This window comes from Psychrobacter glaciei (assembly GCF_014652895.1).
In the GTDB taxonomy this organism is placed as follows: Bacteria; Pseudomonadota; Gammaproteobacteria; order Pseudomonadales; family Moraxellaceae; genus Psychrobacter; species Psychrobacter glaciei.
The window spans coordinates 893,167-916,444 of record NZ_BMZR01000001.1 but is presented as its reverse complement, the minus strand read 5'-3'; the positions used below and the strand labels follow the sequence as shown (position 1 = coordinate 916,444).

The 23,278-nt window shown below is 42.5% G+C and carries 20 protein-coding genes; 9 read left to right on the top strand and 11 right to left on the bottom strand.

Annotated elements, in window-relative coordinates; genetic code table 11:
• Window positions 1-298 precede the first annotated feature (298 nt).
• Window positions 299-1,390: a peptide chain release factor 1 gene (gene prfA, locus IE130_RS03815; protein ID WP_189581893.1), complete on the bottom strand. Its 1,092-nt coding sequence runs from the start codon at window positions 1,388-1,390 to the stop codon at window positions 299-301.
• A gap of 264 nt (window positions 1,391-1,654) precedes the next feature.
• Complete coding sequence (locus tag IE130_RS03810; RefSeq protein ID WP_189581890.1) at window positions 1,655-2,800, bottom strand: beta-ketoacyl-ACP synthase III; 1,146 nt, start codon at window positions 2,798-2,800, stop codon at window positions 1,655-1,657.
• Window positions 2,801-3,096: 296 nt separating this feature from the next.
• On the opposite strand from IE130_RS03810, the gene pnuC reads away from it, so the two are divergent.
• The 4 genes from pnuC to creD all read left to right on the top strand — a co-directional run bounded on the left by pnuC (window position 3,097) and on the right by creD (window position 6,726).
• A complete protein-coding gene (pnuC, locus tag IE130_RS03805) occupies window positions 3,097-3,810 on the top strand; it encodes a nicotinamide riboside transporter PnuC (protein ID WP_189581887.1) in 714 nt (237 codons plus the stop codon).
• The gene (locus IE130_RS03800; RefSeq protein WP_189581885.1) at window positions 3,761-4,360 is read left to right on the top strand and encodes an AAA family ATPase; all 600 of its coding nucleotides are present in this window, start codon (window positions 3,761-3,763) and stop codon (window positions 4,358-4,360) included. The genes pnuC and IE130_RS03800 overlap by 50 nt, the downstream gene beginning before the upstream one ends.
• Window positions 4,361-4,434: 74 nt before the next feature.
• A complete protein-coding gene (locus IE130_RS03795) occupies window positions 4,435-4,959 on the top strand; it encodes a TIGR00645 family protein (RefSeq protein WP_189581882.1) in 525 nt (174 codons plus the stop codon).
• A gap of 129 nt (window positions 4,960-5,088) precedes the next feature.
• Window positions 5,089-6,726, top strand: a complete 1,638-nt coding sequence (gene creD, locus IE130_RS03790) for a cell envelope integrity protein CreD (RefSeq protein WP_189581879.1) — start codon at window positions 5,089-5,091, stop codon at window positions 6,724-6,726.
• A gap of 146 nt (window positions 6,727-6,872) precedes the next feature.
• Here creD and IE130_RS03785 read toward each other — a convergent pair whose 3' ends face one another.
• Window positions 6,873-7,556, bottom strand: a complete 684-nt coding sequence (locus tag IE130_RS03785; protein WP_189581875.1) for a DUF421 domain-containing protein — start codon at window positions 7,554-7,556, stop codon at window positions 6,873-6,875.
• 485 nt (window positions 7,557-8,041) lie between these two features.
• On the opposite strand from IE130_RS03785, the gene IE130_RS03780 reads away from it, so the two are divergent.
• Together IE130_RS03780 and IE130_RS03775 are read left to right on the top strand one after the other, a co-directional pair.
• Window positions 8,042-8,953 (top strand): DMT family transporter, encoded by a 912-nt coding sequence (locus IE130_RS03780; protein ID WP_189581873.1) that lies wholly within the window; start codon window positions 8,042-8,044, stop codon window positions 8,951-8,953.
• A gap of 271 nt (window positions 8,954-9,224) precedes the next feature.
• Window positions 9,225-10,172 (top strand): DMT family transporter, encoded by a 948-nt coding sequence (locus IE130_RS03775; RefSeq protein WP_189581869.1) that lies wholly within the window; start codon window positions 9,225-9,227, stop codon window positions 10,170-10,172.
• Window positions 10,173-10,472: 300 nt separating this feature from the next.
• Here the strand turns inward: IE130_RS03775 and IE130_RS03770 are convergent, their stop codons facing one another.
• Window positions 10,473-10,886, bottom strand: coding sequence for an organic hydroperoxide resistance protein (locus IE130_RS03770; RefSeq protein ID WP_010196208.1), 414 nt, complete (start codon window positions 10,884-10,886; stop codon window positions 10,473-10,475).
• Window positions 10,887-11,120: 234 nt separating this feature from the next.
• Here IE130_RS03770 and IE130_RS03765 point away from each other — a divergent pair, with 234 nt between their 5' ends.
• Window positions 11,121-11,978, top strand: coding sequence for an AraC family transcriptional regulator (locus tag IE130_RS03765; protein WP_264997159.1), 858 nt, complete (start codon window positions 11,121-11,123; stop codon window positions 11,976-11,978).
• Window positions 11,979-12,267: 289 nt separating this feature from the next.
• Window positions 12,268-12,603, top strand: a complete 336-nt coding sequence (locus IE130_RS03760) for a hypothetical protein (protein ID WP_189581866.1) — start codon at window positions 12,268-12,270, stop codon at window positions 12,601-12,603.
• Between the two features lie 572 nt (window positions 12,604-13,175).
• Here the strand turns inward: IE130_RS03760 and hrpA are convergent.
• From hrpA to IE130_RS03725, 7 genes are all read right to left on the bottom strand, one after another.
• Window positions 13,176-17,327: an ATP-dependent RNA helicase HrpA gene (gene hrpA / locus IE130_RS03755; RefSeq protein WP_189582562.1), complete on the bottom strand. Its 4,152-nt coding sequence runs from the start codon at window positions 17,325-17,327 to the stop codon at window positions 13,176-13,178.
• Window positions 17,328-17,526: 199 nt separating this feature from the next.
• Window positions 17,527-18,285 (bottom strand): hypothetical protein, encoded by a 759-nt coding sequence (locus IE130_RS03750; RefSeq protein WP_189581863.1) that lies wholly within the window; start codon window positions 18,283-18,285, stop codon window positions 17,527-17,529.
• Window positions 18,286-18,330: 45 nt separating this feature from the next.
• The gene (locus IE130_RS03745) at window positions 18,331-18,648 is read right to left on the bottom strand and encodes a hypothetical protein (protein ID WP_189581860.1); all 318 of its coding nucleotides are present in this window, start codon (window positions 18,646-18,648) and stop codon (window positions 18,331-18,333) included.
• A gap of 1 nt (window position 18,649) precedes the next feature.
• On the bottom strand, window positions 18,650-19,240 hold the full coding sequence (locus IE130_RS03740) for a DUF1543 domain-containing protein (protein WP_189581857.1): 591 nt from the start codon (window positions 19,238-19,240) through the stop codon (window positions 18,650-18,652).
• 91 nt (window positions 19,241-19,331) lie between these two features.
• Window positions 19,332-20,144 carry a metallophosphoesterase family protein gene (locus tag IE130_RS03735; RefSeq protein WP_189581854.1) on the bottom strand — a complete coding sequence of 271 codons (813 nt, stop codon included), beginning with the start codon at window positions 20,142-20,144 and terminating at the stop codon, window positions 19,332-19,334.
• Complete coding sequence (locus IE130_RS03730) at window positions 20,137-21,174, bottom strand: alpha/beta fold hydrolase (RefSeq protein ID WP_189581851.1); 1,038 nt, start codon at window positions 21,172-21,174, stop codon at window positions 20,137-20,139. Before IE130_RS03730 ends, IE130_RS03735 begins: the two co-directional genes overlap by 8 nt.
• Before the next feature lie 192 nt (window positions 21,175-21,366).
• Window positions 21,367-22,788 carry an SLC13 family permease gene (locus IE130_RS03725; RefSeq protein ID WP_189581848.1) on the bottom strand — a complete coding sequence of 474 codons (1,422 nt, stop codon included), beginning with the start codon at window positions 22,786-22,788 and terminating at the stop codon, window positions 21,367-21,369.
• 316 nt (window positions 22,789-23,104) lie between these two features.
• On the opposite strand from IE130_RS03725, the gene IE130_RS03720 reads away from it, so the two are divergent.
• Complete coding sequence (locus IE130_RS03720; RefSeq protein ID WP_189581845.1) at window positions 23,105-23,269, top strand: hypothetical protein; 165 nt, start codon at window positions 23,105-23,107, stop codon at window positions 23,267-23,269.
• Window positions 23,270-23,278 lie beyond the last annotated feature (9 nt).

Sequence of the window (23,278 nt, the reverse complement as noted above, 5' to 3'; positions counted from 1 at the left end):
ATCGCTAAAATCGCATCAAACTAGGCGTAAACCGACGATAATGTCGAGACCTTAGCTAGGTTTATAACAACGTTTGAGGTGATTTTAGCATCAGCCTTTCAGGGCAGGACTATTTTTTGCCAATACATGGCGAAATTGTCTAACCTAGAATGCTAGGCGTCAAAAATTTCACTGCGTATTGTCTAAAAAATAGCCACTGCCAGTTCCACATTTGAATGTTCAACAGACCCTATTATTATAAAAAAATGACATCATGATGAAAAATCATAAAACTGCCAATGTGTTGTAGGATTGGCTGCTAGTCGCCACCGCCGATACTCGCCATCAAATCAGCCTGATGCTCACGTAGTAATGAGTCAAGAATCTCATCCAAGTCGCCTTCCATAATAGAGTCGAGCTTGTATAAGGTCAGGTTGATACGATGATCGGTCATACGCCCTTGCGGGAAATTATAGGTGCGAATACGCTCACTGCGATCGCCACTACCGATTAAGTCGCGGCGCATCGAATCAGCAACATCGACTTGTGCTTGTACCTTAACCTGCTGAATACGTGAAATGAGCATTTTCATCGCTTGTGCGCGGTTTTTGTGTTGGCTACGCTCTTGTTGACACTCTGCGACTGTGCCCGTTGGAATGTGTGTCAAACGTACAGCTGAGTCGGTGGTGTTAACGTGCTGACCACCAGCCCCGCTTGAACGGAACGTATCAAAACGGATATCAGCTGGGTTGAGCTCGACGGTATCATCAATCTCAACTTCAGGCATGACTGCAACGGTACAAGCTGAGGTGTGCACACGGCCTTGGCTTTCGGTTTCAGGAACACGCTGGACACGGTGCACGCCAGACTCAAACTTTAGGCGACCATAGACGCTGTTGCCTGATACGCGAGTGATGATTTCTTTATACCCGCCATGCTCACCTTCGCTTGCAGACAGCACGTCCAATGTCCAGCCTTGGCTCTGTGCGTATTTTTGGTACATTCGGAACAAGTCACCGGAGAAAATCGCTGCCTCATCGCCGCCAGTTCCTGCACGAATCTCCAAAAATGCTGGCACTTTATCGTTAGGATCTTTTGGTAGCATCATAAGATTAAGCGCTTCTTCCATCTTTACGATGGTATCACGAGCATTATCAATCTCGTCTTGCATCATCTCTTTCATGTCAGGATCTGTCGCATCGGCTAGCATAGCTTCTGCATCGGCCTGATCTGTTTCTGCACCCACGTAGTTTTGCCATAAAGTAGTGATATCCATCAAGTCGCTGTGCTCGACAGACAATTCACGGAATTTATTATTATCACTAATGACACTAGGATCTGATAACAAGGCGGTGACCTCTTCATAACGGTCTACCATCTGGTCTAAACGCAGGCGTAAGGATTCTTTCATAAAAGGACTTTTAATTGGATGATAAGAGTAAGAGCGTGATTATAGCAAATTTTTCACCGTAAATTAAAACCTCTGAGTAATCTTGCTGCTATTCTAAGTAATTTTGCCATTCTATTGGCAGACATTCCTATCGCTGCTGAAATACCACCCTGTTTTCTCATCAGTTAGTGTCTATAAAATGCGATGCTAAAAACGTAGACATAAAAAAATAGCCAAGAAGGATCTTGGCTATTTTTATCGTTAAAAAAGATCTAGAATGAAACGCTACACTTTACGAACCAATACTGAGCCAATCGAATAACCTGCGCCGAATGAACAAATCACGCCCAAATCACCTGATGCTAACTCATCTTTATAGCGATGGAACACAATCATCGGGCTGGCTGAGCTGGTATTGGCAAATTCAGCAATGACGCTTGGGACAATCGCTTTATCTGCTTCTTTACCGATGACCGTACGTAGAATTAAATCTAACATATTGGCATTGGCTTGGTGTAACCACATCATTTTCACATCACTGGCTTGTAATTCGTTCTCAGTCAAATGCTCTGTGATGATCTCTGACACTTTTGGACAAACTTCACGGAATACTTTACGGCCATTTTGCAAAAACAACTTATCCGTGACTGGTTCTTTGATATCTGGATACATCTCAGTCTGTGCCGCTAAAAACTCTGAGCGATCCATAAAGCCGTATTCGTTTTTGATGTTAGTCGAAAACTGAGTAAATAGCTTAGAGTTAAGAATCTCATAACCTTTTGGCGTATCGAGATCTTCAACGATAGATGCTGTCGCTACGTCACCAAAGATAAAGTGGCTATCACGGTTACGCCAGTTTAGATGCGCCGAGGTAATCTCAACGTTGACCACAGCGATGCGCTTGGCCAAACCAGATACGATAGAACCGTGCGCTTGTGATAGACCAAAAGTCGCGGCACTACAAGCGACGTTCATATCATAAGCAAAGCCGCCAATCATACCGATTTCATTTTGAATTTCGATGGCAACAGCAGGATAAGTGCGCTGAAAGTTTGAGCAAGCAAGGATAATACCATCCAAGTCATTGGCCTCAAGTCCAGCATCTGCCAAAGCATCTCTAAGCGCTGCGGCACCCATTTCTGCCATGATAGACAGCTCTTCGCCTAGATTGCGATAAGGAATCACGGGAGCCATGATTTCAGGATCTAAAATACCGTCTTTTTCCATCACATAACGTGATTTGATACCCGATACTTTTTCGATAAAAGCGGCTGAAGAAGGCTCAAGTGCGGTCACAGTCTCTGCTGCTATCTCATCAGCATGCTGTGCATTATAATTTTCAACATACTGGTTAAATGACTCTACTAACTCTTCGTTGCTGATGCTATAAGGTGGGATATATAGGCCCGTGCCCGTGATACAAGTCGTCATGATAAGCTTCCTTGTCTACTACTGTGGTGCTTGGAATAAGCATAAAAGTGGAAAAATAATAGCCATTCAATTTCAGTGAATAACTGTAAACTTAAAATCAGTGCCTTTATTATGCCTGAATATTATAATTTTTCTAATACTTTGTTACAAATAATCTGTTTCTCGCCATAAATAAGCAAAGACTCAGTTCATTTTACGGTAGCTACGTTATAATTGGCGCTGTTTTACTCTGTACTATTCATCGAATAGTATTATTTAGCAAAAATATCAATACACGCTCATATCTAGGAAAGCTAATGGCAGAACTTCTCAATTGGTTATTTGGTCAATACGCTGACTACTCTACGATATTCATTGTCCTTGAACTGATTGCCGTCGTCTTTGGCGTGGCAAGCGTCTTACTTGCCAGCAAAACCAATATTCTGGTCTTTCCTATTGGCTTGGTCAGCACTGCGATATTTGTCTATTTACTGTGGAAGTGGCAGCTGTTTGGCGATATGTTTATCAACGCTTACTATACTGTGATGAGCCTATATGGCTGGATTAATTGGTCAAAGAATAAGAAGATTCAATCTGTCGAGCACAAGCAGTCAGACGATGCTAATAATGTCCGTATCGAGCACCTGCATGCAGGCGATATACCTATACTCTCTACTTTGGCAGCGGGAACGATCGGATTTGTAGCACTGATTTATTATTTCCGACCAGTGATTAATAACGGTTTTAGCTTCGATGGTGCAGTACTTGGACTGCATTTATTTACGTGGGTCGACTACACTGATATGCTCACTACCGCCTTGTTCCTTATGGCGATGTGGCTCATGGCACGGCGCAAGATTGAGCATTGGATACTGTGGATTATTGCCGATGCGATATCGGTACCGCTATACTTTTATAAAGGTTTTACGTTTACCGCGCTACAATATGTAGTTTTCACTCTCATCGCAATCTGGGCATATTATGAATGGCAACGACGCTATCGCATTCAATCTCACGCAGCATACGCCTAAATCTGTCATAAATGTCGCTGTTTTAGGCGCCGAAAGTACGGGCAAGACGACTTTATGTCGGGATTTGGCAGCACATTTTGATAGCCCTTGGGTATCAGAATATATGCGCACCTACCTACAAGCAAAGTGGGATGACGAGCAGCTGACTTGCACGTGGGATGATCTGCTACCTATCGCACAAGGTCAGATTGCATTAGAAAATAAACTGGCCAAACAAGTCGCTCAGACGTCCGATGCTAGCCATTATTTGTTTTGTGATACCAGTCTGTTTGAGCTAATGGTTTATTCCAATTGGTACTATGGCGACTGTCCTATCGCCCTTGAGCAAGCGGCATTGGAACATCATTATGATTTGATATTATTGACTGACGTTGATACGCCATGGGTGGCTGATGACTTGCGGGATAGTCCGCATCAACGTGACGAGATAAGCGCCTATTTCGCCAGCCAACTAAATAAGCACCAAAGACCATTCCAGCGCATTGGTGGCGATAGACAGGAGCGAGTTCAGCAGGTAGTAGCGCAACTTACTGACATTAGCAATATATAGCCTCACAGCAACTTTATTAGAGTGTATCAATAAACTCATCATTACTTTTATCTTTAAAAACCTAAGAGATATCCATGCTAAAAAAGTTTGAATTTTACTTAGAAAAAACCATATTCAATAGCCGCTGGATACTAGCGCCTTTTTATCTAGGGCTAGTACTAGGTATTATTTTATTATTTGTTAAGTTCGTTCAAAAAACATTTATGATGTTCAACACTGTATTTAGCGCTTCGGTATCAGATGTCATTGTTAATATATTAGTGCTAGTCGACCTCTCATTAGTAGCCAGTTTGTTATTAATCATCATATTCAGTGGCTATGAAATATTTGTCTCAAAAATTGACACAGGCGATCATGTTGATCGACCCAGTTGGATGGGGAAAGTAGATTTTTCTGGGCTTAAATTAAAAGTCATCGGTGCCATCGTCGCTATTTCTGCTATTGATCTTTTAAAATCCTTTATGGATATCCCTAATGAATTGAGTGAGGGTGAAGCAGACAAACTCATGTGGAAGGTCATTATTCACATGACATTCGTTCTATCCGGCCTGCTATTTGCGATTATGGACAAAGTGGTTGGCGACACCAAAAAGCACTGATTTTTATTATTCCACACACTCTCCATTGTTCTTACATATTTTTTCTTTATCACTCCTTTATGATTTTCTTTGAACCTATTGACTGTTATATGGACAGTTTTGGAATAAAGAGTCATATGAGGAGCTTTCATGCAAAAAACATTATTTACCAAATTATCTATCATCGCTGGGCTGTGCATTATTTTCGCCATCGGTCTCAATATGATTGGCTCGGTGATTTACGAGCGACAAAATTATGCCGCGTCAGTGATCAAAGAAATCGCCCAGCAGCATATCAATCCGCAAGAAGTCATTACACCATTTATTGCCATTCCAACTACTGTCACGCCTGAGTGTCAGATTACAGCGCCTGGTACAACCAGTAAATGTGCACCGTCCTACTCAAAAATTGAAACCATTTTTGCAAACCAAACCCAAGCAACACAAGATCTTGAGGTAAGCACTGATACCTATAAGCGCGGCATCTATCATGCGACCAGTTATGATGGGGCGTTGACATTTGACCAACGTTACATTTTTGATAAAGCCATCAGCCGCTTATATGAAGCGACGAGCCCGGCTAGTGCAGAGCAAAGCTCCGTCAATACACCTACCAGTAATAATAAAACGAAACCCAAAGAAACCATCATTCACTGGAATGAAGCAAAATTGATTATTCCAGTATCAGATCTGCGCGGCGTCGCGACTCTACCAACGGTGACCATTGAGCAAAAACCGATAAAAGCGACTTACCCGCAGACACCCTTACTGAAAAACCTGACCTATGTAGAAGTCGCTATTCCGCAAAACATATTGCAGCGTGCCACGAAAAACATGGCTAGCCAGCAGAGTAAAAGCAGACTCATTGCCACAAGCACCAACAGCGAGGCATTAGCCAGTACAGACATAGGCAGTCAGTCGCCCGATATTAAAGACAATCAAGCGACTGACATCATGATTGACTTGCCATTAGCGGGTATCAGCAATTTAAATACGGTTCCGACTGGACAAAACTTTAACTTAACGATGCGCAGTAATTGGCATGCGCCTAATTTCATTGGCAAGGCACTCCCTAACGCCAAGAAATTTACTGCTAACGGTTTTGAAGCCAGTTGGCAAAATCAGTATCTAACGATCGCCAACAATCAATATTTATCGCAGTGTCTTAGCACCGCTAACAACCGATGTGTCGTCATCAGTAAAGCCACTCTCGATACCAGCAGCCAGTCAATGACTCCTGATGATGCGATTACAGCAATAGAAGGTATTGTCACAGAAGAAGGCACTACCGTGACTGACAGCTACCAAAATGTGCGCCTGAACAGCTTTGGTGTGAGTTTTGCTGAGCCCAATGACGTATATTTACAGACCGAACGAGCGATGAAATACGCCTTATTATTAATCTTGGTCTCATTCGGCACTTTTTTCTTATTTGAAGTGATTAAATCCAGCCGCATCCACCCTATTCAGTACCTGTTGGTCGGTTGTGCGCTGTTTGTTTTTTATGTTTTATTATTACCACTTGCTGAGCAAATCGTTTTTTGGAAAGCTTATACCATTGCTGCCAGCGCCTGTGTTGGACTCATTGGTTGGTATACTTATTATGTACTGGGCGGCATCAAACGAGCCGCGATTTTTACTGCCACACTGGCAGGATTGTATGCCTCATTTTTCGGCATCTTAACCACTGAAGATATGAATTTATTGCTTGGTGCTGTTTTCTGTTTTGTACTACTCGCTTGCGTGATGGTCATGACCCGTAAAATTGACTGGTATAAAATCGCCTAACTTAGTTAGAGCATGCCAAAAATGTTCAGTCTAGGGCAGCCTTACGTTGGTATAACTTGCTAAATCTACCAACATAAGACTGCTCAATCTACTCATAGATAATTCAATATAGTTGTCATCTAATTCATTATCAATCTAATTCACTGTCATCTAACAATCTTGCTATTTAAGGCTTTTGCCCAGTCTCTACAGTCATTCTCACAGCGCTCGCAAAGCTGATTGGGGTCAGATAAGTGATTGACGTAGCCGCAATGCATACATGCATAATGCGTTCCTGACTCTATCTCTTCGACGGGTTGATACTGCTTAGGGAAAAGTGGCATACCATAGATGGTGTGATCAGGTGCATATAACAAGATACTAAAATTACCATCTGTCTCTAGCAAGCCAGTACGCACTTGACCCAGATGCTCAACCCCTTGTTGGCGCATTTCAGCAAAAAATTCATCATGGGACATTTTGCCCTTTTTAATTTTATCGAGTACCAGCATGCCGTCTTCTACAATGTAGAGCGACTTCCCTTCTAGCAGATCTTCGAAAGGCTGATATTTCATCATAGCCCAAGTACATAAACGATATAGCAAAATCACAATACTCATGATTAGGACTGCTTGAATAAGCGGCAAATCCTCATTGAACATTGGGTCACCTGCGATAGAGCCAAGTGATAAAATAATGGTTAGCTCAAAAATAGACAGTTGGCGCACGCCGCGCTTGCCAGTAAAGCGTAAAAACAAAATGATCAGAGCAAACATCACGATGACGCGTATCACAATTTCAGCGGCAAATGCCCACGTGGTGTCATAAATAAAAATACTTGCCCAATCCATATCTTTCTTTCCTTGTCATTTTCAAATCGAGCCTATTTATAAGGTATGTATCATTTTAATTTATAAGTTAGGGTTTTTGGTATTGCACTATACTACTTCCATTCCAATATAAGGCTCAACAATAAATTTTTGCTATAGTCGATCCAAGATATTTTAAATCAATTCAAGATGCTCTCAATCAATCCAAGATATTTTGGATACAAGGAAGGCGAGTAAAAGTGCCATAGATGGTAAACTGAGCGCGCCTGACACCATATAAATGTTCAACAGACTCTAGGGCATGTCCTCATTTCAAAAATGGTGATAAAAATGAGATAAATTGCAGTCAAACGAGGAAAATAGCGCAGATAATATCGGGATATTAACCAGCTATTTAACGATTTTTGACAAAATTTAGCCATTTTTAGCCCGTTTAGATATGATCAATTAAATTGAGGACACGCCCTAGTTAATTAAAACCAATTTAATGATTGTAGGAATTATTTTTGAAAGCCACGTTATACACGATTATTGCCTTAGTAGCATTTGCCGCAAACTCTCTTTTTTGTAGAATGGCCTTGGCAGAGGGATACATAGATGCGTGGAGTTTCACCATCATCCGTCTGCTTAGTGGTGCTATCTGTCTGAGCATTATTATGGGTGTTTATAGCTATAACCTACGACGTAAAGATTTAACCTTCAACAATCCACAAAATAAAGCTATTTTGAAAGACAAAGGCAGCTGGCTCAGCAGTCTAAGTTTGGTGGTGTATGCGCTTTGCTTTTCGATTGCTTATGTTGAGCTTGATACCGGAACTGGCGCATTGATTTTATTTTCAGCGGTTCAACTCACCATGATTGGCTGGGGTATTTACAAAAAAGAGCAGTTAAGTGCCTTGCAATGGCTGGCTTTTATCGTAGCAGTAGCAGGTTTTGTCTATCTTATGCTGCCATCAGCAGCTGTTCCATCCGTATTGGCAGCGACATTGATGGCCATCAGTGGCGTGGCATGGGGCATCTACAGTATACGCGGCAAAACCTGCGTATCACCGCTACGAGCCACGGGCTTTAACTTTATCAGAAGCCTCGTCGCTATTCCGCTACTACTCATCATTGGTATGGTTTATTTAAAAAACATGCCATTAGCCACTATCAGTATCGAGGGCATCTTATTGGCTTGCGCGTCGGGCGCAATTGCTTCTGGCATGGGCTACAGCGTTTGGTATATGGCAATGCCTTTATTAAAAAGCACTCAGGCGGCGGTAGTACAACTCTGCGTGCCAGTATTGGCTGCCATACTTGGTGTGGTATTTTTATCGGAGCAACTGACCCTACCGTTTATCCTAGCAAGTGCGGTCATCTTGGGCGCGGTACTGGTGTTTATCTTAAATAAAAAAACACTACAGACCGTGAGTTAATATTATGAGGCATGGTAATTCCGATATAAGATGACTTACTCTATGTCATACCCATCAAAAATAAGAATGCCAGTAGCATAAGTTACTGGCATTTTTTATGTGTGGTTATGACTATGTAACAGCCAATATACTCATAAATACTCAACTGGTTTTGGCTACCGTGTCTTTAATAATGATATTCTATCTAGGGCGTGTCCTCAACCTAAACAAAAGCGGCTAAATGAGAACACGCCCTAATAATCGGCTTCATTACTTATTACTAGGGTAGTTCATGAGTGAATCAACCAATAACAACTCATTTTATAAAAGACACACTTGGCTTGTCCCGTTAACTTGCCTGTTGGCTGGTGGCGCCTTGATAGGTATTTCCACCAATCTAGCGAAAGCGGCAGGGCAAATTGGCTTATCGCCACTCGCCTTTCTTTTTTGGTCGATTACTGGTGCAGCGTTCCTACTATCAGCCGTGGCGATTTTACGAAATGATTTGCCGCCGCTAACTGTCCGTAGCTTAGAATACTATTCGGTCGCTGCCCTTGTCAGTGTTGCAGGCTCCAACCTGATTTTATTTTCTGCAATTCCACAAGTTGGTGCAGGTTTTGTCGCTTTAATTATCGCTTTGCCACCATTGCTCACCTATCTTGGCGCGCTATTTATGCGTATGGAGACATTCAATGTCGTTCGCGCTATGGGCGTGGTGGCAGCGCTGAGCGGTGTGGGTGTCTTAGCCATACGCAAGTTTTCGGCTCCCGATGCCAGTATTTTCTGGATTTTACTCGCGCTGTGTGGCCCTGTTTTGCTAGCGATTGGGAATATCTATCGTACCTTGCGTTGGCCAAATGCGGCGTCGCCTAGTTCGCTGGCACCCGGCATGTTAATCGCAGCGGCTATTTTTCTAGGTGTGGTTGGCACCTTGCCGAACTTCTCACTTGCGGTGCCAACGGGCGCATTACTGCCTATTGGGTTGATTGTGCTACAAGCCTTTATCTTTGCTGGACAATTTTTATTGCTGTTTTTATTGCAAAAAACAGGCGGTCCCGTGCTATTAAGTTTATTAGGCTCAGTAGGTGCGATCGTTGGCGTGCCGGTGGCCATCTTTTTGCAGGGAGAAAGTCCACCAGAGGGTCTGTTCTTAGGGGCTTCCTTAATTGCCCTTGGCATCGTATTGGTCACTTGGGGTGGCGTAAAAATGATAGTAATTCCAGATAATACGCATCAGTAAGGCATGTCCTCATTTTAAAAATACGGATCATACCAAACCCAAAAAGTACGATTAGCTGTGTCAAACTCGCTTAATCTACAATGCGTAGTACTTATATTCGTTTTCCTTGCTACTCTAATTTTTGTGAATGGCATCACTTCTTGCTATTGCAACTTCATCTGAAAACCATATTTATCGATGACAAAAAGACGCCAGTAACCTAGGCTACTGGCGTTTTTTAGCAGTTTATGCAGGCTGCTTATAAGAGATTGTTGGTTTACTAGCATAAAACCATAATCGCTTTACTGCACAGAACTTATATTAGACAACGGTCACGTGTAAGCGTGCATCAACATTACCACGCGTGGCATTGGAGTACGGGCAAACTTGATGGGCCGCTTCAATCAATGTTTGCGCTTGTGCTTCGTCAATGCCAGACACTTCAACGTATAGATCTATATCTAAGTTATAGCTGCCATCTTGCTTCATACCAATACCAACTTGGGTAGAGGTTTTCGAAGCGGTGATCGGCAGTTTCATTTGTTGCGCCGTCAGGTTCAAGGCACTATCGAAACAGGCCGCGTAGCCCATCGCAAAAAGTTGCTCTGGATTAACACCCTCTTTGTCTTGCTCTTGAAAAGAGACCAAATCAAAGCCTAATGAGCCATCATCCAAGCCTGTATGTCCAGAACGACCACCGGTTGCTGTTGCGCGAGTTTTATAGAAAATTTTCATAATATATTCCTTGTTTGATGTTATTAGAAGTCATGCTTGTTTTGTTTCAATGGAGTTATTATAGGCACTCTCAGCTTAAAGCGTTAGAACAACCCTCCAGAATTCTTGCCTAATCCTATAAATAATTATATGATTAAGCCATTCATTACATCAAAGACATACTATAAAAAATATCGATCCGAGAAACACCAAGCTTATAAACTTTCAATCAACACCCCTTTATCTAAGATAACTATGATTCAGCCAACAACGATTGCGCAACTACTTAACATACTGCCCAAGAATCAGACCATCGAGTCTGCTATTCCGGGTTTATTTTTCTACTGTGCAGATAGACCCAATAGAACCGTCAGCTATATTCAAGAGCCTAGTATTTGTATTGTATTACAAGGTGAGCGAGAGATTTATTTAGGGAATGACTGCCAAAATTTTGATAATAGCAATTTGATGTTTTGCCCTGTAAACATTCCTCTGAGCATGCATGTCAAACATGCCTCAGTAGACAAGCCTGTTATTGTGCTGTCTATGAAGTTAGACCTTGCTATGATTAGAGAAATATTGGCCCAGATACCGCCCGCACGAAATACAGAAGAAAAGCATCTGGGTATAAAATGGCATTTGGATAATACGATACTTGCCGCCTTTGAACGACTCATCAACTTGCTCGATTATCCAAACGATCTCCAATTTTTATCTAAATTAATTCAACAAGAAATCTACTACCGACTACTCTCAGCACAGCAAGGCAATAAATTGCGGCAGCTCATCGTCAATGGCAGTCATACGCATCGTATCAGCCAAGCAACGGATTGGCTCAAAGCGCATTTGAGTGAACCCGTCATCATCGAAGAGTTGGCCAGTAAATGTGGCATGAGTGTTTCAGGGTTTCATCAGCATTTTAAAGAGATCACCCAATTAAGTCCGCTGCAATACCAAAAAAGCCTACGTTTGATGGCAGCAAGGCAGCTTATTCAACGTGGTGAATCACAAATTTCGCAAGTCGCCATGCAGGTAGGCTATGAAAGTCCCAGTCAATTTAGCCGTGAATATAAGCGCTTGTTTGGAGTCAGTCCGAGCAGTGAGCTTAATTAATACATCTAATAATCTGGCGCACACGTTATGAAATAACACTCAGACCTTGATGACTTTGGTCTTCTAGGTCAGCGTAGCTTTTGACTTCATTTTATTACTCTGCGTATTCATATCAAGGAGACACTTAGACGTCCCAATCGAATTATTTACGAAATGTTTTAATCCAGAAAATAACAGTTGACTTACCCTATATATTCATAATATAACATATATATAATTTATGCATTTAGGGCTATTAAAACACCGTTATTCCTAGGTTAATCACAAGCATATTTCGTGAGGAGGTACTATGATTCGTTTCAGTTACACACTCAAATGCTGGACACTAAGTACTGTCTTTTACTCGGTCTTTTACTTTTCCGTATTAATGACAGATCCTGATTTTGGTAAATATAACCATATGTTAGCGCTAAGCACATTGCTCTTCCCGATTTCCAAGCGGGCAATTGACGTATTGAGTGACTCTTTAAGGCTCGATTTCGATATGTTTGATGGCTTCTTATCACCCTTACTCATCAATATTACGATATGGCTGCTTACCCCTTTTATCGTCTTTTTAACATTTATTGCTTTTTTGGCTTATAGCATGGGCGTGGTAAAAAGAAATCTGAATCGTCGAAACTAATAGTCAAGATCCCCTAATACCACCTTGGATGCTTTATTCTAAGTATTTCTGAGCAAACAGTATTGGCTTGAATATTAGAGTTCACGTAGGGTGCGCTAAGTTCACTGATAAGAATCAGATCTAATGAAATTAGTGCGTAGAACGCACTCTTTTATTATTACTGGCTTGTGTTTCATCACAGCCCGTACTTATAGATATAGTTGATGCAAATCCTAATATTATCAATCTACCTTTAATCATTATTTTTTATCCTGCTCAAACACCTACGTCAATGTATTGAATAAAGTCCAAAAAACTCTGGGCCGTGTCCTCATTTTAAAAGTGGTTATAAAAATGAGATAAATTGCAGTCAAACGAGGAAAATAGTGCAAATAATATCGGGATATTAATCAGCTATTTAACAATGTTCAGCCATTTTTAGCCCATTTAGATACAATCGCTTGAATTTAGGACACGCCCTAGTATAAAAGAATAATAGCCCTTTAATTTAATCAAATATTATCGACTAAATTAAAGGGCTATACAATGGTCATATGTTGTCAATTAGCAAAATTTAAAACTCATATCGAGCCTTAACTCACTTTATCCCACATCTTGCTCAGACGCTTCGGTGATACCGCCATACGGGTTTTCATGGGTTGGGCGAATAGTTGAATACGATATTCCTCCACCATCCAGCGGTACTCGCTGATAGACTCATTGTTGGCGCGACCTGCCAGCCGCTCCATGTGCAAGTCCAGCGCATAGACACCATCTAGGTCGGCTTCGATATTGTGTTCAAGGCGCTCTATGCGAACCTCCAGCGCCTCTAGATAGCGCGGATACTGCTGCCATTGACTGTAATCCATATGATAGACAAAGTTGGCAAGTTGCAAGTCTTGCAACTGATCCTCGATGTCTTCAATAGACTCACCAAAGATCTCTCGATCGAGCATGAGCAAACTCTGACGAATGCGTTGCCAGCGAGTGTAGACGTTTTTGAGGGTTTTTATGACAGCTTGACCAGTCAATAAGAAGTTGCTCAACACAACTTCAAGTGTTTGCCCATACTCCTCTGGCGTGAACGGCAGCTCCTCGCTTAAGCCAACAGCGATATCATCAGCGCTCTCTGGCAAATCTTCACTATGATCAAATAAAATATAGTGCTCTTCCAGAGCGGCATCTAGCGTCGCATCAATAACAATGGTTTTTAAGGCTTCCATGTCGCCAAGGGGCGCAAATGCCAGTTTGAATATCTTATCAATTTGGCTGGTCAGCTGTTTTTTCTTGGCGCCAAGCTTGCCTTTGATTAAGGTTAATACCCCGATACGGTGCGCCTGCAATGCGGCGTTTACATCGGTATACTGATGGATCGATACCGCCTCACCTGCCTCGTCAGCGACCAAAGCGGCAAACTGTTTCATCACCACGCCTGCGCTATGATGATTTTTGCTAAAGGCAAAATGCTCAGGGAATTCGGTATGCGCGCCTTGCTGCTCATTCACAGCCTGTCTGGTCTCAGAGGCGTGGCGAATCTGTAGCGTTTGGAGATCGCGGCCTTTTTCTATAATGTGATTTTTATCATCGACCACACAGATTTGTGGCTGCAAATAGCGATCAATGGTAGAGGGATTAAAATTGTCTGCTGTAACCGACATAATGCCGCGACGGTTTAAGGCTTGGCAAAGCTGCTTGAGCAATCCTTGTCCACCAGCAGGTTGCAATTCATCAAACAAACTATCGGCAGTATCGGGAATCGGCACAATTTGACGGCGAATATCTTTTGGCAGTGACTTAAGTAATTGCAAGACCAACTCAAAGCGCCAACCGGGTACGCCCCATAACAGCTCAATAGCATCTAGCTGCGGTAGCGCCACAAGTGGCACGCGAATAGTCACTCCATCGTCATCACTCGCAGGATCAAAAATATAGCGTAGTGGTAATTTTAAATCACCCAGCTGCCACACTTCTGGAAAGTCACCTGTGGTCGGTGCCTGGCTATTGAGTACGTCGTCATCGGTGAAGAAAAGATGCTTGGTATCAGTTTTTTCAACCTCGGCACGCCAGTCTTCAAAAGCCTTGCGACTGGCGACATGCTCAGGGATTTTCTTGTCGTAGAACTGGTACAGCGTCTCTTCATCGACCAATAAATCACGACGGCGCAGTTTGTCTTCGATACGCTCAACATGAGCGATTTTGTCCATATTGTGCTGCAAGAATGGCGCTTGGCGACCCAAATTACCCGTTACCAAACCATCTCGGATAAAGATTTCTCGCGACTCGACAAGGTTGACTTGCTCATAATTGGTCAGTTGCTTACTAATAATAATTAGACCAAATAAACTAATCTGTGCGTAAGCTTTGACACGTCCCGTTTTCTTCGACCAATGCGGCTCAAAGTAGTGATACTTTAATAAGTCACCTGCCGCTGAAATAATCCATTCTGGTTCAATTTTAGCAACGGTACGCATAAAGACTTGCGAGGTTTCTACAACTTCAAACGCCATGACCCACGGTGGTATCTGTTTAAATACCGTACTCGCTGGGAAGATTTTGGTTTTTTGCTGGCGCGCCGCTAGATATTCACCACGACTTTCAGTCTTGTGGGCGATGGTAGACAACAGGCCTGTTAATAATGCGCGATGTAAATTGGCATATTTGACCGCTTTGATTTCTTCATCATCAATCGCTGTTGGATCGTTAGTAACGTTTTCTAACGTATCCGTAGTTTTTGCCTCTTTAACATCCGTAAGCTTAAGGTCGGTGACCATTTGCACCAACTGGCGATGAGTCTGACTCCATTCACGCACTCGTGGAAAACTCAGATAGTTTTTCTTGGTAAATTGCTTGCGTTGATTACCAGAGAGCTTATTGCCATCTTCATCGGTTTCAAACAAGGCTTTCCACAGACTTAGATAAAATAAGAAATCTGAGTCATCTTGGCGAAATTCTGCATGCTTCTGATCCGCTTGTTGACGTTTATTGGCAGGACGCTCGCGCGGATCTTGTACGGCAAGCGCAGCGACCACGATAAGCATTTCACGAATACAGTCAAAATCAGAACCAGCAACCAGCATACGTGCCAGCCTTGGATCAATTGGCATACGTGCCATCTTTTGACCAGTAGGCGTCAGGCTTAAATGATCGAGACCTTTTTTTGCTTTTGGCTTGTTGGTCTGAGAAGAGGCGACAGCTTCGCTTTTAGCCGTAATTGCCCCTAACTCATCGAGTAATTTATGACCGTCAGTAACTAGACGACTATCGGGTGGCTCAATAAACTCAAAATCATCAACGCTACCTAAACGCAGATTGGCCATCTGTAAAATAACCGAGGCCAAGTTGGTACGCAGAATCTCAGGCTCCGTAAACTCAGGGCGACCAGTAAAGTCCTCCTCGCTATAAAGACGAATACAAACACCCGGTGCGACACGACCACAACGACCTTTGCGCTGATTGGCAGCCGCTTGTGAAATCGCCTCAATCGGTAAACGCTGCACGCGTGAACGATATGAATAGCGTGAAATCCGTGCAAAGCCCAGATCGATAACATAGCGAATACCGGGCACGGTTAGCGCTGTCTCAGCCACGTTGGTCGCGATAACGATACGTCTGCCACGACCGGACGGCTGGAAAATACGCTGCTGCTCTTCATACGTCTGTCGCGCAAATAAAGGCAACACTTCGGTGTGCTTCGGGCCATGACGCTCTAACACCTCTTGTGTCTCACGAATCTCTGCTTCGGTCGCGGCAAATATCAGGATATCCGCTTGATCAGCATGACCTTTGCTTTGGGCGTCGCTAAAGCATTCCTCTACCGCAGCCACAACCGCACGCGGCAGATTCTCTTCAAAATCATCGTAGCTATCGTCGTCCGAGCTGGTCACCGGCTCATCGGTCAGCGGACGATAGCGAACTTCAACGGGGAAGCTGCGCCCTTCGACATTAAAAATCGGTGCGGGTACGTTACGTTTTAGCTTGTTATCATAACGACTGAAATATTCACTAAAGCGCTTGGTATCGAGCGTTGCAGAAGTGATAATGACTTTTAAATCAGGACGCTTGGGCAATAGTTTTTTCAGATAACCCATAATAAAATCAATATTTAAGCTACGCTCATGCGCCTCATCAATGATGATGGTGTCGTACTTACTTAAAAATCGGTCATATCCTAATTCAGCCAGCAAGATACCATCAGTCATGAGCTTAACGACCGATTGCGCTGTACCCTGCTCATTAAAGCGAATCTTAAAGCTAACCGTATTACCTAACTGCTCGCCCAACTCCTCAGCGATACGATTCGACACACTCCGTGCTGCCAATCTTCTTGGCTGTGTATGCCCTATTTGTCCAGTAATACCGCGACCTGCCAGCATTGCCAGCTTCGGTAATTGAGTCGTCTTACCCGAGCCTGTCTCACCAGCAATGATAATGACTTGATTATCAATAATGGCTTGTATTAAATCTTCTGCTCGCTGACTGACAGGTAAATCAAGGTTTAATTTGGCTGGCAAGTCCTGAGGAATACTATTGATACGCGCTTGCACTGCTTGCTGCGAGCGGGTTTTGATTTTGTCGTACTGCGCGCGTTTTTTGGCAAGAATATCTTCTGCTTTATCGTTTTTCTCGTTCGCGTTGTTATCCGATTTCTTATTCTTAGCAACAACAGCCCGCGCCAGCTCACGTTCTAAGCGGTTTAGATAATAGCTGTCCTTTGCCAGTACGGGCAGTTTTGCAAAGTTATTTATATCATTTGTTTCAGCTAAATCACTAGCTACGTTATTTAAATTCTCAGAAAAATCATTGTCTGCTAAATTTGAGGCATCTTCAGAGGTATTAGGCATATTTTGCTTAGGCTATTTATTGTTTATAAGTGGTTTGATTATGGGGGTAATTTGGGTCAGATTCAAGGTGGTTATAGTGCTTGCTTGGCAGCTGAGTCCTCTTTTACCTATTTTCAAAACGCTCATTTAAAATCTCTTCAAGCTCATCAGTCATAGGCTTGAATTTAAAATGTTCTGGCTCCATTTGAGCAATCAAAGCATACTGATCATTTTCAATCGAGTTATTCTCACAAGAAAAATGATTCATCTCTTGACCAGTGATAGTATTAATAATATAAAAGGTGGTATCGCCATCTTCAAATTGCGACAGCTGATAATAATTATTCGGATCCCTCATAATGAGTCTAGTACTATTTAAATAAGTCACATAATGGGCGTCCTCAGCAGCTTGCTGCGCCTCTAGCTTTAAAGGATTGCCTTGGGTGGCGAAATAATACTTGAGCATATAACCAATATCGCTATTAATCACATCCAAACGTAAATGCTCACCCTCTTGTGTGATGCACTGATAGATCATAAAAGGTTCATAAACCCGTGGTTCAGTAGCGACATTCTCGTCCACTATGCTCTCCCACTCCATCCCCATAATAGGCGCATCTAACATGAGGCTTCCATCCTCAGTCAATTTATACCCTGCTGGTACGTCTTGATCTTCGACCGTAAACTGGAGGTTTAACGACTCATTATTTTCTTTTCGAGCATTGTCAGTGTCGCTACTCAGTACCGCTGTAGTGTCGTCCGATTTGTCTTGTTTATTCTTTTTATCCCAGAGTGTTATAGCCACTAGGACAATAAAAATTCCTATCCCAAGGCCAACACCTGCGATAACCCACTTAACAAATCCTCTTATAAAATTTTTCAAATATACCAGCCATATTTTATTTTTATGAATAAATTATTTGTAAATTTAACCGTTACTCGTATGAATAATCTGCTGACTAGTAGCCGCTTGCATAAAGAAACTCTGCATCTTTTGTAGTGGCACCCTAGGGAAAGGTAGGTGTAGCGAGAGTATTAACTTTTCAAACCCTACCATTTCATCAGCCAATGCTTGAGCAGTGTCAGGTTGAATCTGCGGATTGTCATACAGATTATCAATTAGCCAAGTGAGTTGCGGAAAACTGGCATTGTCATGAATCTGATATAGGGCGGGCACTAGCTCATCAGAGATTTGGCAGCGCGTTTTGCGAATGATGCCGTTCTTAAAGTACATATTTAAAGCCATATTATGTCAACTTCCTTAAATTCTTAATACTGAGGTAACCGACGTACTCTTTGTCATCATCGGGATTTGCAAGTGCATGACTATCATGAGGAATAGGTTCAATTAAAATCTGTACATTTGAGATAAGATCATTAACGTTATAAATATCATCGACATCTACCGCAAATTTATCATCAATATGCGATGCGGCATTGAAAGGTGAATCTTTATCTTTAAAAGTAAATTCTTTATAAAATACACTTTGTTTGGCTTGTTTGACAGCATCGGCTTGAGTGGCAGCAACGATAAGTAGTTTATAATGAAACTCTTCGAAGCTCCCCTGCTGATAGCCGCCTAAATTAATAAAGAACAGTTTTAAACCATTATTGCCATCACTAGTTGCTGATTCGACTAACTTTATCGAGTGATTCCCGACCTTAGTAATAGCGCGATACGAGTCGATGTGCCATTTATTTTTGACTTCAGGCCAATGATGATTAATATCGTCTATCAACTCGCTCACCTGATTGGCCACGCCAAAAAACATGTCATGCTGCTCAATCAAACGACCTTTTGGGCGACCACCAAGTTGCACCATAAATAGTGTTGGCATCTTACACAGTCCTTATTAAATATATAAAATCCATCGTTAGTCTACTCAATGTTATCAGCTTGGTCTAAAGGCAGTTTGACCCTTCCTATAGTTATAACACCCGCCCTGTCCTTAGCGCAAACGCCCAATCTTCACGACCGTTCATTGCAGCCAATTTGGCCGCAGCTTCATAATCATAAGGCACTTTGATATGCTCAACTTGCCAGCTTGTATCTTGCTTAGTACTTTGTATAGTACCTTGCTCAGCACCAACGCATTTAATAAGTGCGTAACTAGCATGGGGCGAATAGGTTTGCATTTTATGAGCGATAGGCAAATCATCTTCATAGGCTGGATAACCAACGCTACCTGTATTGACTATCATTTGCCCTGTCGATAGCGTAACGGTACGTGGGATATGAGTATGACCACAGATGATAACGGCGCTCTCAATACCGTTAAGCAGTGCCAGAATATCTGCATCATCACGTACTATCGGCTGCCCTGTTTCGATATTCTCGAGCATATATACCATGTCATCCGTTGGTGACCCATGGCATAGATATATATCTTCACTCAAATGATAATCAAACGGCAAAGCCTGCATCCATTCAATAGCCGCTTTGGGTAAGTCCTCAAGGATAAAAGCCATGGTTGCGTTATCAGCAATATCTGCCGCTGTCGCTTCATAAATCTGTCTATCCTGATTCCCTCGAATCGTAATGATATCGTTCTGATGCGCCATTAGAAGCGCATAGGTATCTTTAGGCGCAATCGGTCCGTATAAAATATCACCCAGATTGACAATTTGATTGATATTGCGACGTTTGATATCAGCCAACACAGCTTCAAGCGCGAATACATTGCTATGAATGTCGGAAATAGCGGCTATTGTCGTTACTTGTTTATTTTTTGAATTACTCATCTATTCGCTCACCCAGTAAAAACTGCTTTACTACTTTAACCGTCGCTACGGAATCCTCTTCGTGTGGTACATGTCCCAAATTATCGAATATTTTTAGCTGGCTATTAGCGATATCTCGATGAAACAGTTTGGCATTTTCTACTGGAATCAGGTCATCTTGCGCACCCCATAATATAAGGGTTGGTAAATTTAATTTTTTGATTTGTGCTTGGTTTGCCGTGTTATCCATCTCCAGCAAGCGTCGGTTTAACGCCAGACGGTTGCCTTGACGCAAAGTCAAATCGTAATAACGATCCACCAAAGCCTCATCAACTTTACTGTCGTCCGCATAGACGCTTAAGATACTTTTTTTCACAACATCACGCGGTAGCACACGGCTAAGCAGTGGGGTCAGTATGGGATATTTCGCCAGTTTAAAACCAATAGGCACCTGCTTTGGTGTTGCAGGGTAGCCAACTGCATCGACCAATATAAGGTTATTAACCCGCTCAGGATATAATGCCGCAGTACGCCACGCGATTTTACCACCCAGCGAGTTTCCTGCTAACGTCACACGACCCACTTCTAAATGATCAAGCACATCAATGACGAACTTAGCATAATTGGCACTGTCATACTGAGTAGATTCATCGGTATAAGGGCCGGTCAAGCCAAACCCCGGCAGATCCATGCTGATGACACAATAGTCATCACTTAACTCACGCGTCCAGCCCTGCCACGTATGCAAACTTGCTGAAGTGCCATGTAGTAATACAATAGTTTTGGGCTGTCCCAAGGTTTTATCACTATAAAGATTAGATTTTATCTCATTTTTTATGGCATTTTTGCTCGGATAGGCCATGCATCTTGGCGACCTGATCACATGCGCCTGCATGCCTTGCACGTCTATAAACTCACTATTGGGCAGTTGCCAACGCTCTAGGTCGGCGACGCTTTTATCAGCCGCCCAATAGACTACGATTAAAGCCACCAATAAAACAAGCAGCCCCAAAACAATAAAGACCATGATTTTCGTTAGACGTTTTGCCATTTTTATTAAATCCGTTTAATGAGATGACGCTAATATGTGATGTTAATCTCGTTCAAACCTGTTATTACTTATAAACAAACAAATATTAAGTATTTTATACAGACATTCAGGCCAATAGTAAATAAAAAACCCGATGCTTGAGAGTAACTCAAACATCGGGTGTCATGGATTTATAGTCAGCTTATTATAAGGCTAAATTAGGAAAAAATACGCCCACAGCCCAACTACAAAGGTGGCGATGATATTAAGAATAATACCCGTCCGTATCATCTCTGACTGCTTGATAAGCCCCGTACCAAATACAATCGCGTTTGGTGGTGTGGCGACAGGAAGCATAAAGGCACAAGAGGCACCAATACCGATGACCAATACCAACACTTCATGTGGTAAACCCATCTGTTCAGCAATAGCAGCGAATACTGGTACTAATAACGCGGCAGAGGCGGTATTAGAAGCGAACTCTGTCAAGAAGATAATAAATGCTGATACCGCAATCATTACGATAATAAGTGGTGCCGAAGACAACGCATTGGCCACAGTCTCGCCCAGCACCAACGAGGCACCAGAAACTTTCAAAATTGTTGATAGTGCGATACCACCACCGAACAACATGAGCACACCCCAGTCGGTATTGTCAGAGACTTGTTTCCACGATACGAGCCCTAAGCTCACCACCGCTGCAGCTGCTGACAAAGCAATGACCGCATCGGTATCGGTGATATCAAGTGCCGCACCGATTTTTTTGGAGAATATCCAACTCAGTGCTGTCACAATAAAGACAATAATCGTCACTACACGAGGTTTATTCCACTCAATAGGTTCCTCTTCGACAAGGACGACCGTACGATTAAGATTGGGCTTCAGGAACAAATACATAGCGCCTAACAACAACGGCAATAGTACCAACATCATTGGAATACCGAACTTCATCCAATCGATAAACGCAATATCAAGCGCTTTTGCGGCGATGGCGTTGGGCGGTGAACCAACAATCGTACCCAGACCACCCAAACTGGCAGAGTAAGCGATACCCAATAATACAAACACAAACGTACCGCGATCTTTTTCGCGGTCAACCTGCGTCAGAATACCGAGTGCAAGGGGCAGCATCATCGCAGCCGTGGCAGTGTTCGATATCCACATCGACAAAAATGCAGTGACCCCAAATATTAAAAATACAGCCGTACCAAGCTTACCACCTGACATAGACAGAATTTTTAGCGCAATTTTTTTGTCCAATTGCTGTACATGCAAGGCGGCAGCCAAAGCAAAACCACCAAAAAACAAGTAAATCGTTGGATTAGCAAAGCTCTGCAAGCCAATTTCGGCATCGAATTCTGGAATACCAATCAGTGCACCAACTACTACCACTAACAGTGCAGTAATGGTCACATGTAGCGCTTCTGTCAGCCATAGCACACCGATGAAGAACAGCATAGCCAAGCCTTTATTGGCATTGATATCGAAAGGCAATACATTGTAAATAATCATACTGACAATGGCAGCGATAATAACCAGTATCAGCCCTTTGCCAGTTCCTTTTGGAAAGGTATCGGTAAACAAATACTCATTGCCATCATCAGGAAGATGGCTGTCTAACTTTTGCTCTGACATAACATATCCTTATTGTCCTCAAAGACGTTATAAAAACTAAAATATAAAGATGATTTTGAATCGTGACTGTTTTTTAACGATAACTTTTTAACGATAACCTTTTAAAGATAACGTCATCCTACTAAGAAATTTATGTGGTTAAGTGGCAACCCCAATGATATTCCGTTACATATCGTCACTAAACAAGCGCACATCGCATATGTACAACGAGGTAGCTCTATCACATACTTGATGGGTAGAATAAAAATGAAACGCCAATGAATATTTACTATTCACCTTTTCGTTGGCCGTCAATAAAAATAATCAGGAGCATGCTATGACAGACTCAAATAAAACAGACGCAACCACGAAGATGGCACCAACAGATATCAACCAAGATGGTCTTGATAAAAAAGACCAACAGCGTACGGATGATTCTGCCCTAGATATGATGCAAGGTATGCACGAACATGAAGACCATGACTCAGAAGACGATAAATAATTCGGTATA

Excerpts from the sequence above, each read along its gene's own strand:
- IE130_RS03730 (WP_189581851.1), bottom strand. The coding sequence starts at position 21,174 with ATGGCAAAACGTCTAACGAAAATCATGGTCTTTATTGTTTTGGGGCTG.
- IE130_RS03810 (WP_189581890.1), bottom strand. The coding sequence starts at position 2,800 with ATGACGACTTGTATCACGGGCACGGGCCTATATATCCCACCTTATAGC.
- pnuC (WP_189581887.1), top strand. The coding sequence starts at position 3,097 with ATGGCAGAACTTCTCAATTGGTTATTTGGTCAATACGCTGACTACTCT.
- prfA (WP_189581893.1), bottom strand. The coding sequence starts at position 1,390 with ATGAAAGAATCCTTACGCCTGCGTTTAGACCAGATGGTAGACCGTTAT.
- IE130_RS03800 (WP_189581885.1), top strand. The coding sequence starts at position 3,761 with ATGAATGGCAACGACGCTATCGCATTCAATCTCACGCAGCATACGCCT.
- IE130_RS03725 (WP_189581848.1), bottom strand. The coding sequence starts at position 22,788 with ATGTCAGAGCAAAAGTTAGACAGCCATCTTCCTGATGATGGCAATGAG.
- IE130_RS03765 (WP_264997159.1), top strand. The coding sequence starts at position 11,121 with ATGATTCAGCCAACAACGATTGCGCAACTACTTAACATACTGCCCAAG.
- IE130_RS03795 (WP_189581882.1), top strand. The coding sequence starts at position 4,435 with ATGCTAAAAAAGTTTGAATTTTACTTAGAAAAAACCATATTCAATAGC.
- IE130_RS03785 (WP_189581875.1), bottom strand. The coding sequence starts at position 7,556 with ATGGATTGGGCAAGTATTTTTATTTATGACACCACGTGGGCATTTGCC.
- IE130_RS03770 (WP_010196208.1), bottom strand. The coding sequence starts at position 10,886 with ATGAAAATTTTCTATAAAACTCGCGCAACAGCAACCGGTGGTCGTTCT.
- IE130_RS03740 (WP_189581857.1), bottom strand. The coding sequence starts at position 19,240 with ATGCCAACACTATTTATGGTGCAACTTGGTGGTCGCCCAAAAGGTCGT.
- IE130_RS03735 (WP_189581854.1), bottom strand. The coding sequence starts at position 20,144 with ATGAGTAATTCAAAAAATAAACAAGTAACGACAATAGCCGCTATTTCC.
- IE130_RS03745 (WP_189581860.1), bottom strand. The coding sequence starts at position 18,648 with ATGGCTTTAAATATGTACTTTAAGAACGGCATCATTCGCAAAACGCGC.
- creD (WP_189581879.1), top strand. The coding sequence starts at position 5,089 with ATGCAAAAAACATTATTTACCAAATTATCTATCATCGCTGGGCTGTGC.
- IE130_RS03775 (WP_189581869.1), top strand. The coding sequence starts at position 9,225 with ATGAGTGAATCAACCAATAACAACTCATTTTATAAAAGACACACTTGG.
- IE130_RS03760 (WP_189581866.1), top strand. The coding sequence starts at position 12,268 with ATGATTCGTTTCAGTTACACACTCAAATGCTGGACACTAAGTACTGTC.
- IE130_RS03720 (WP_189581845.1), top strand. The coding sequence starts at position 23,105 with ATGACAGACTCAAATAAAACAGACGCAACCACGAAGATGGCACCAACA.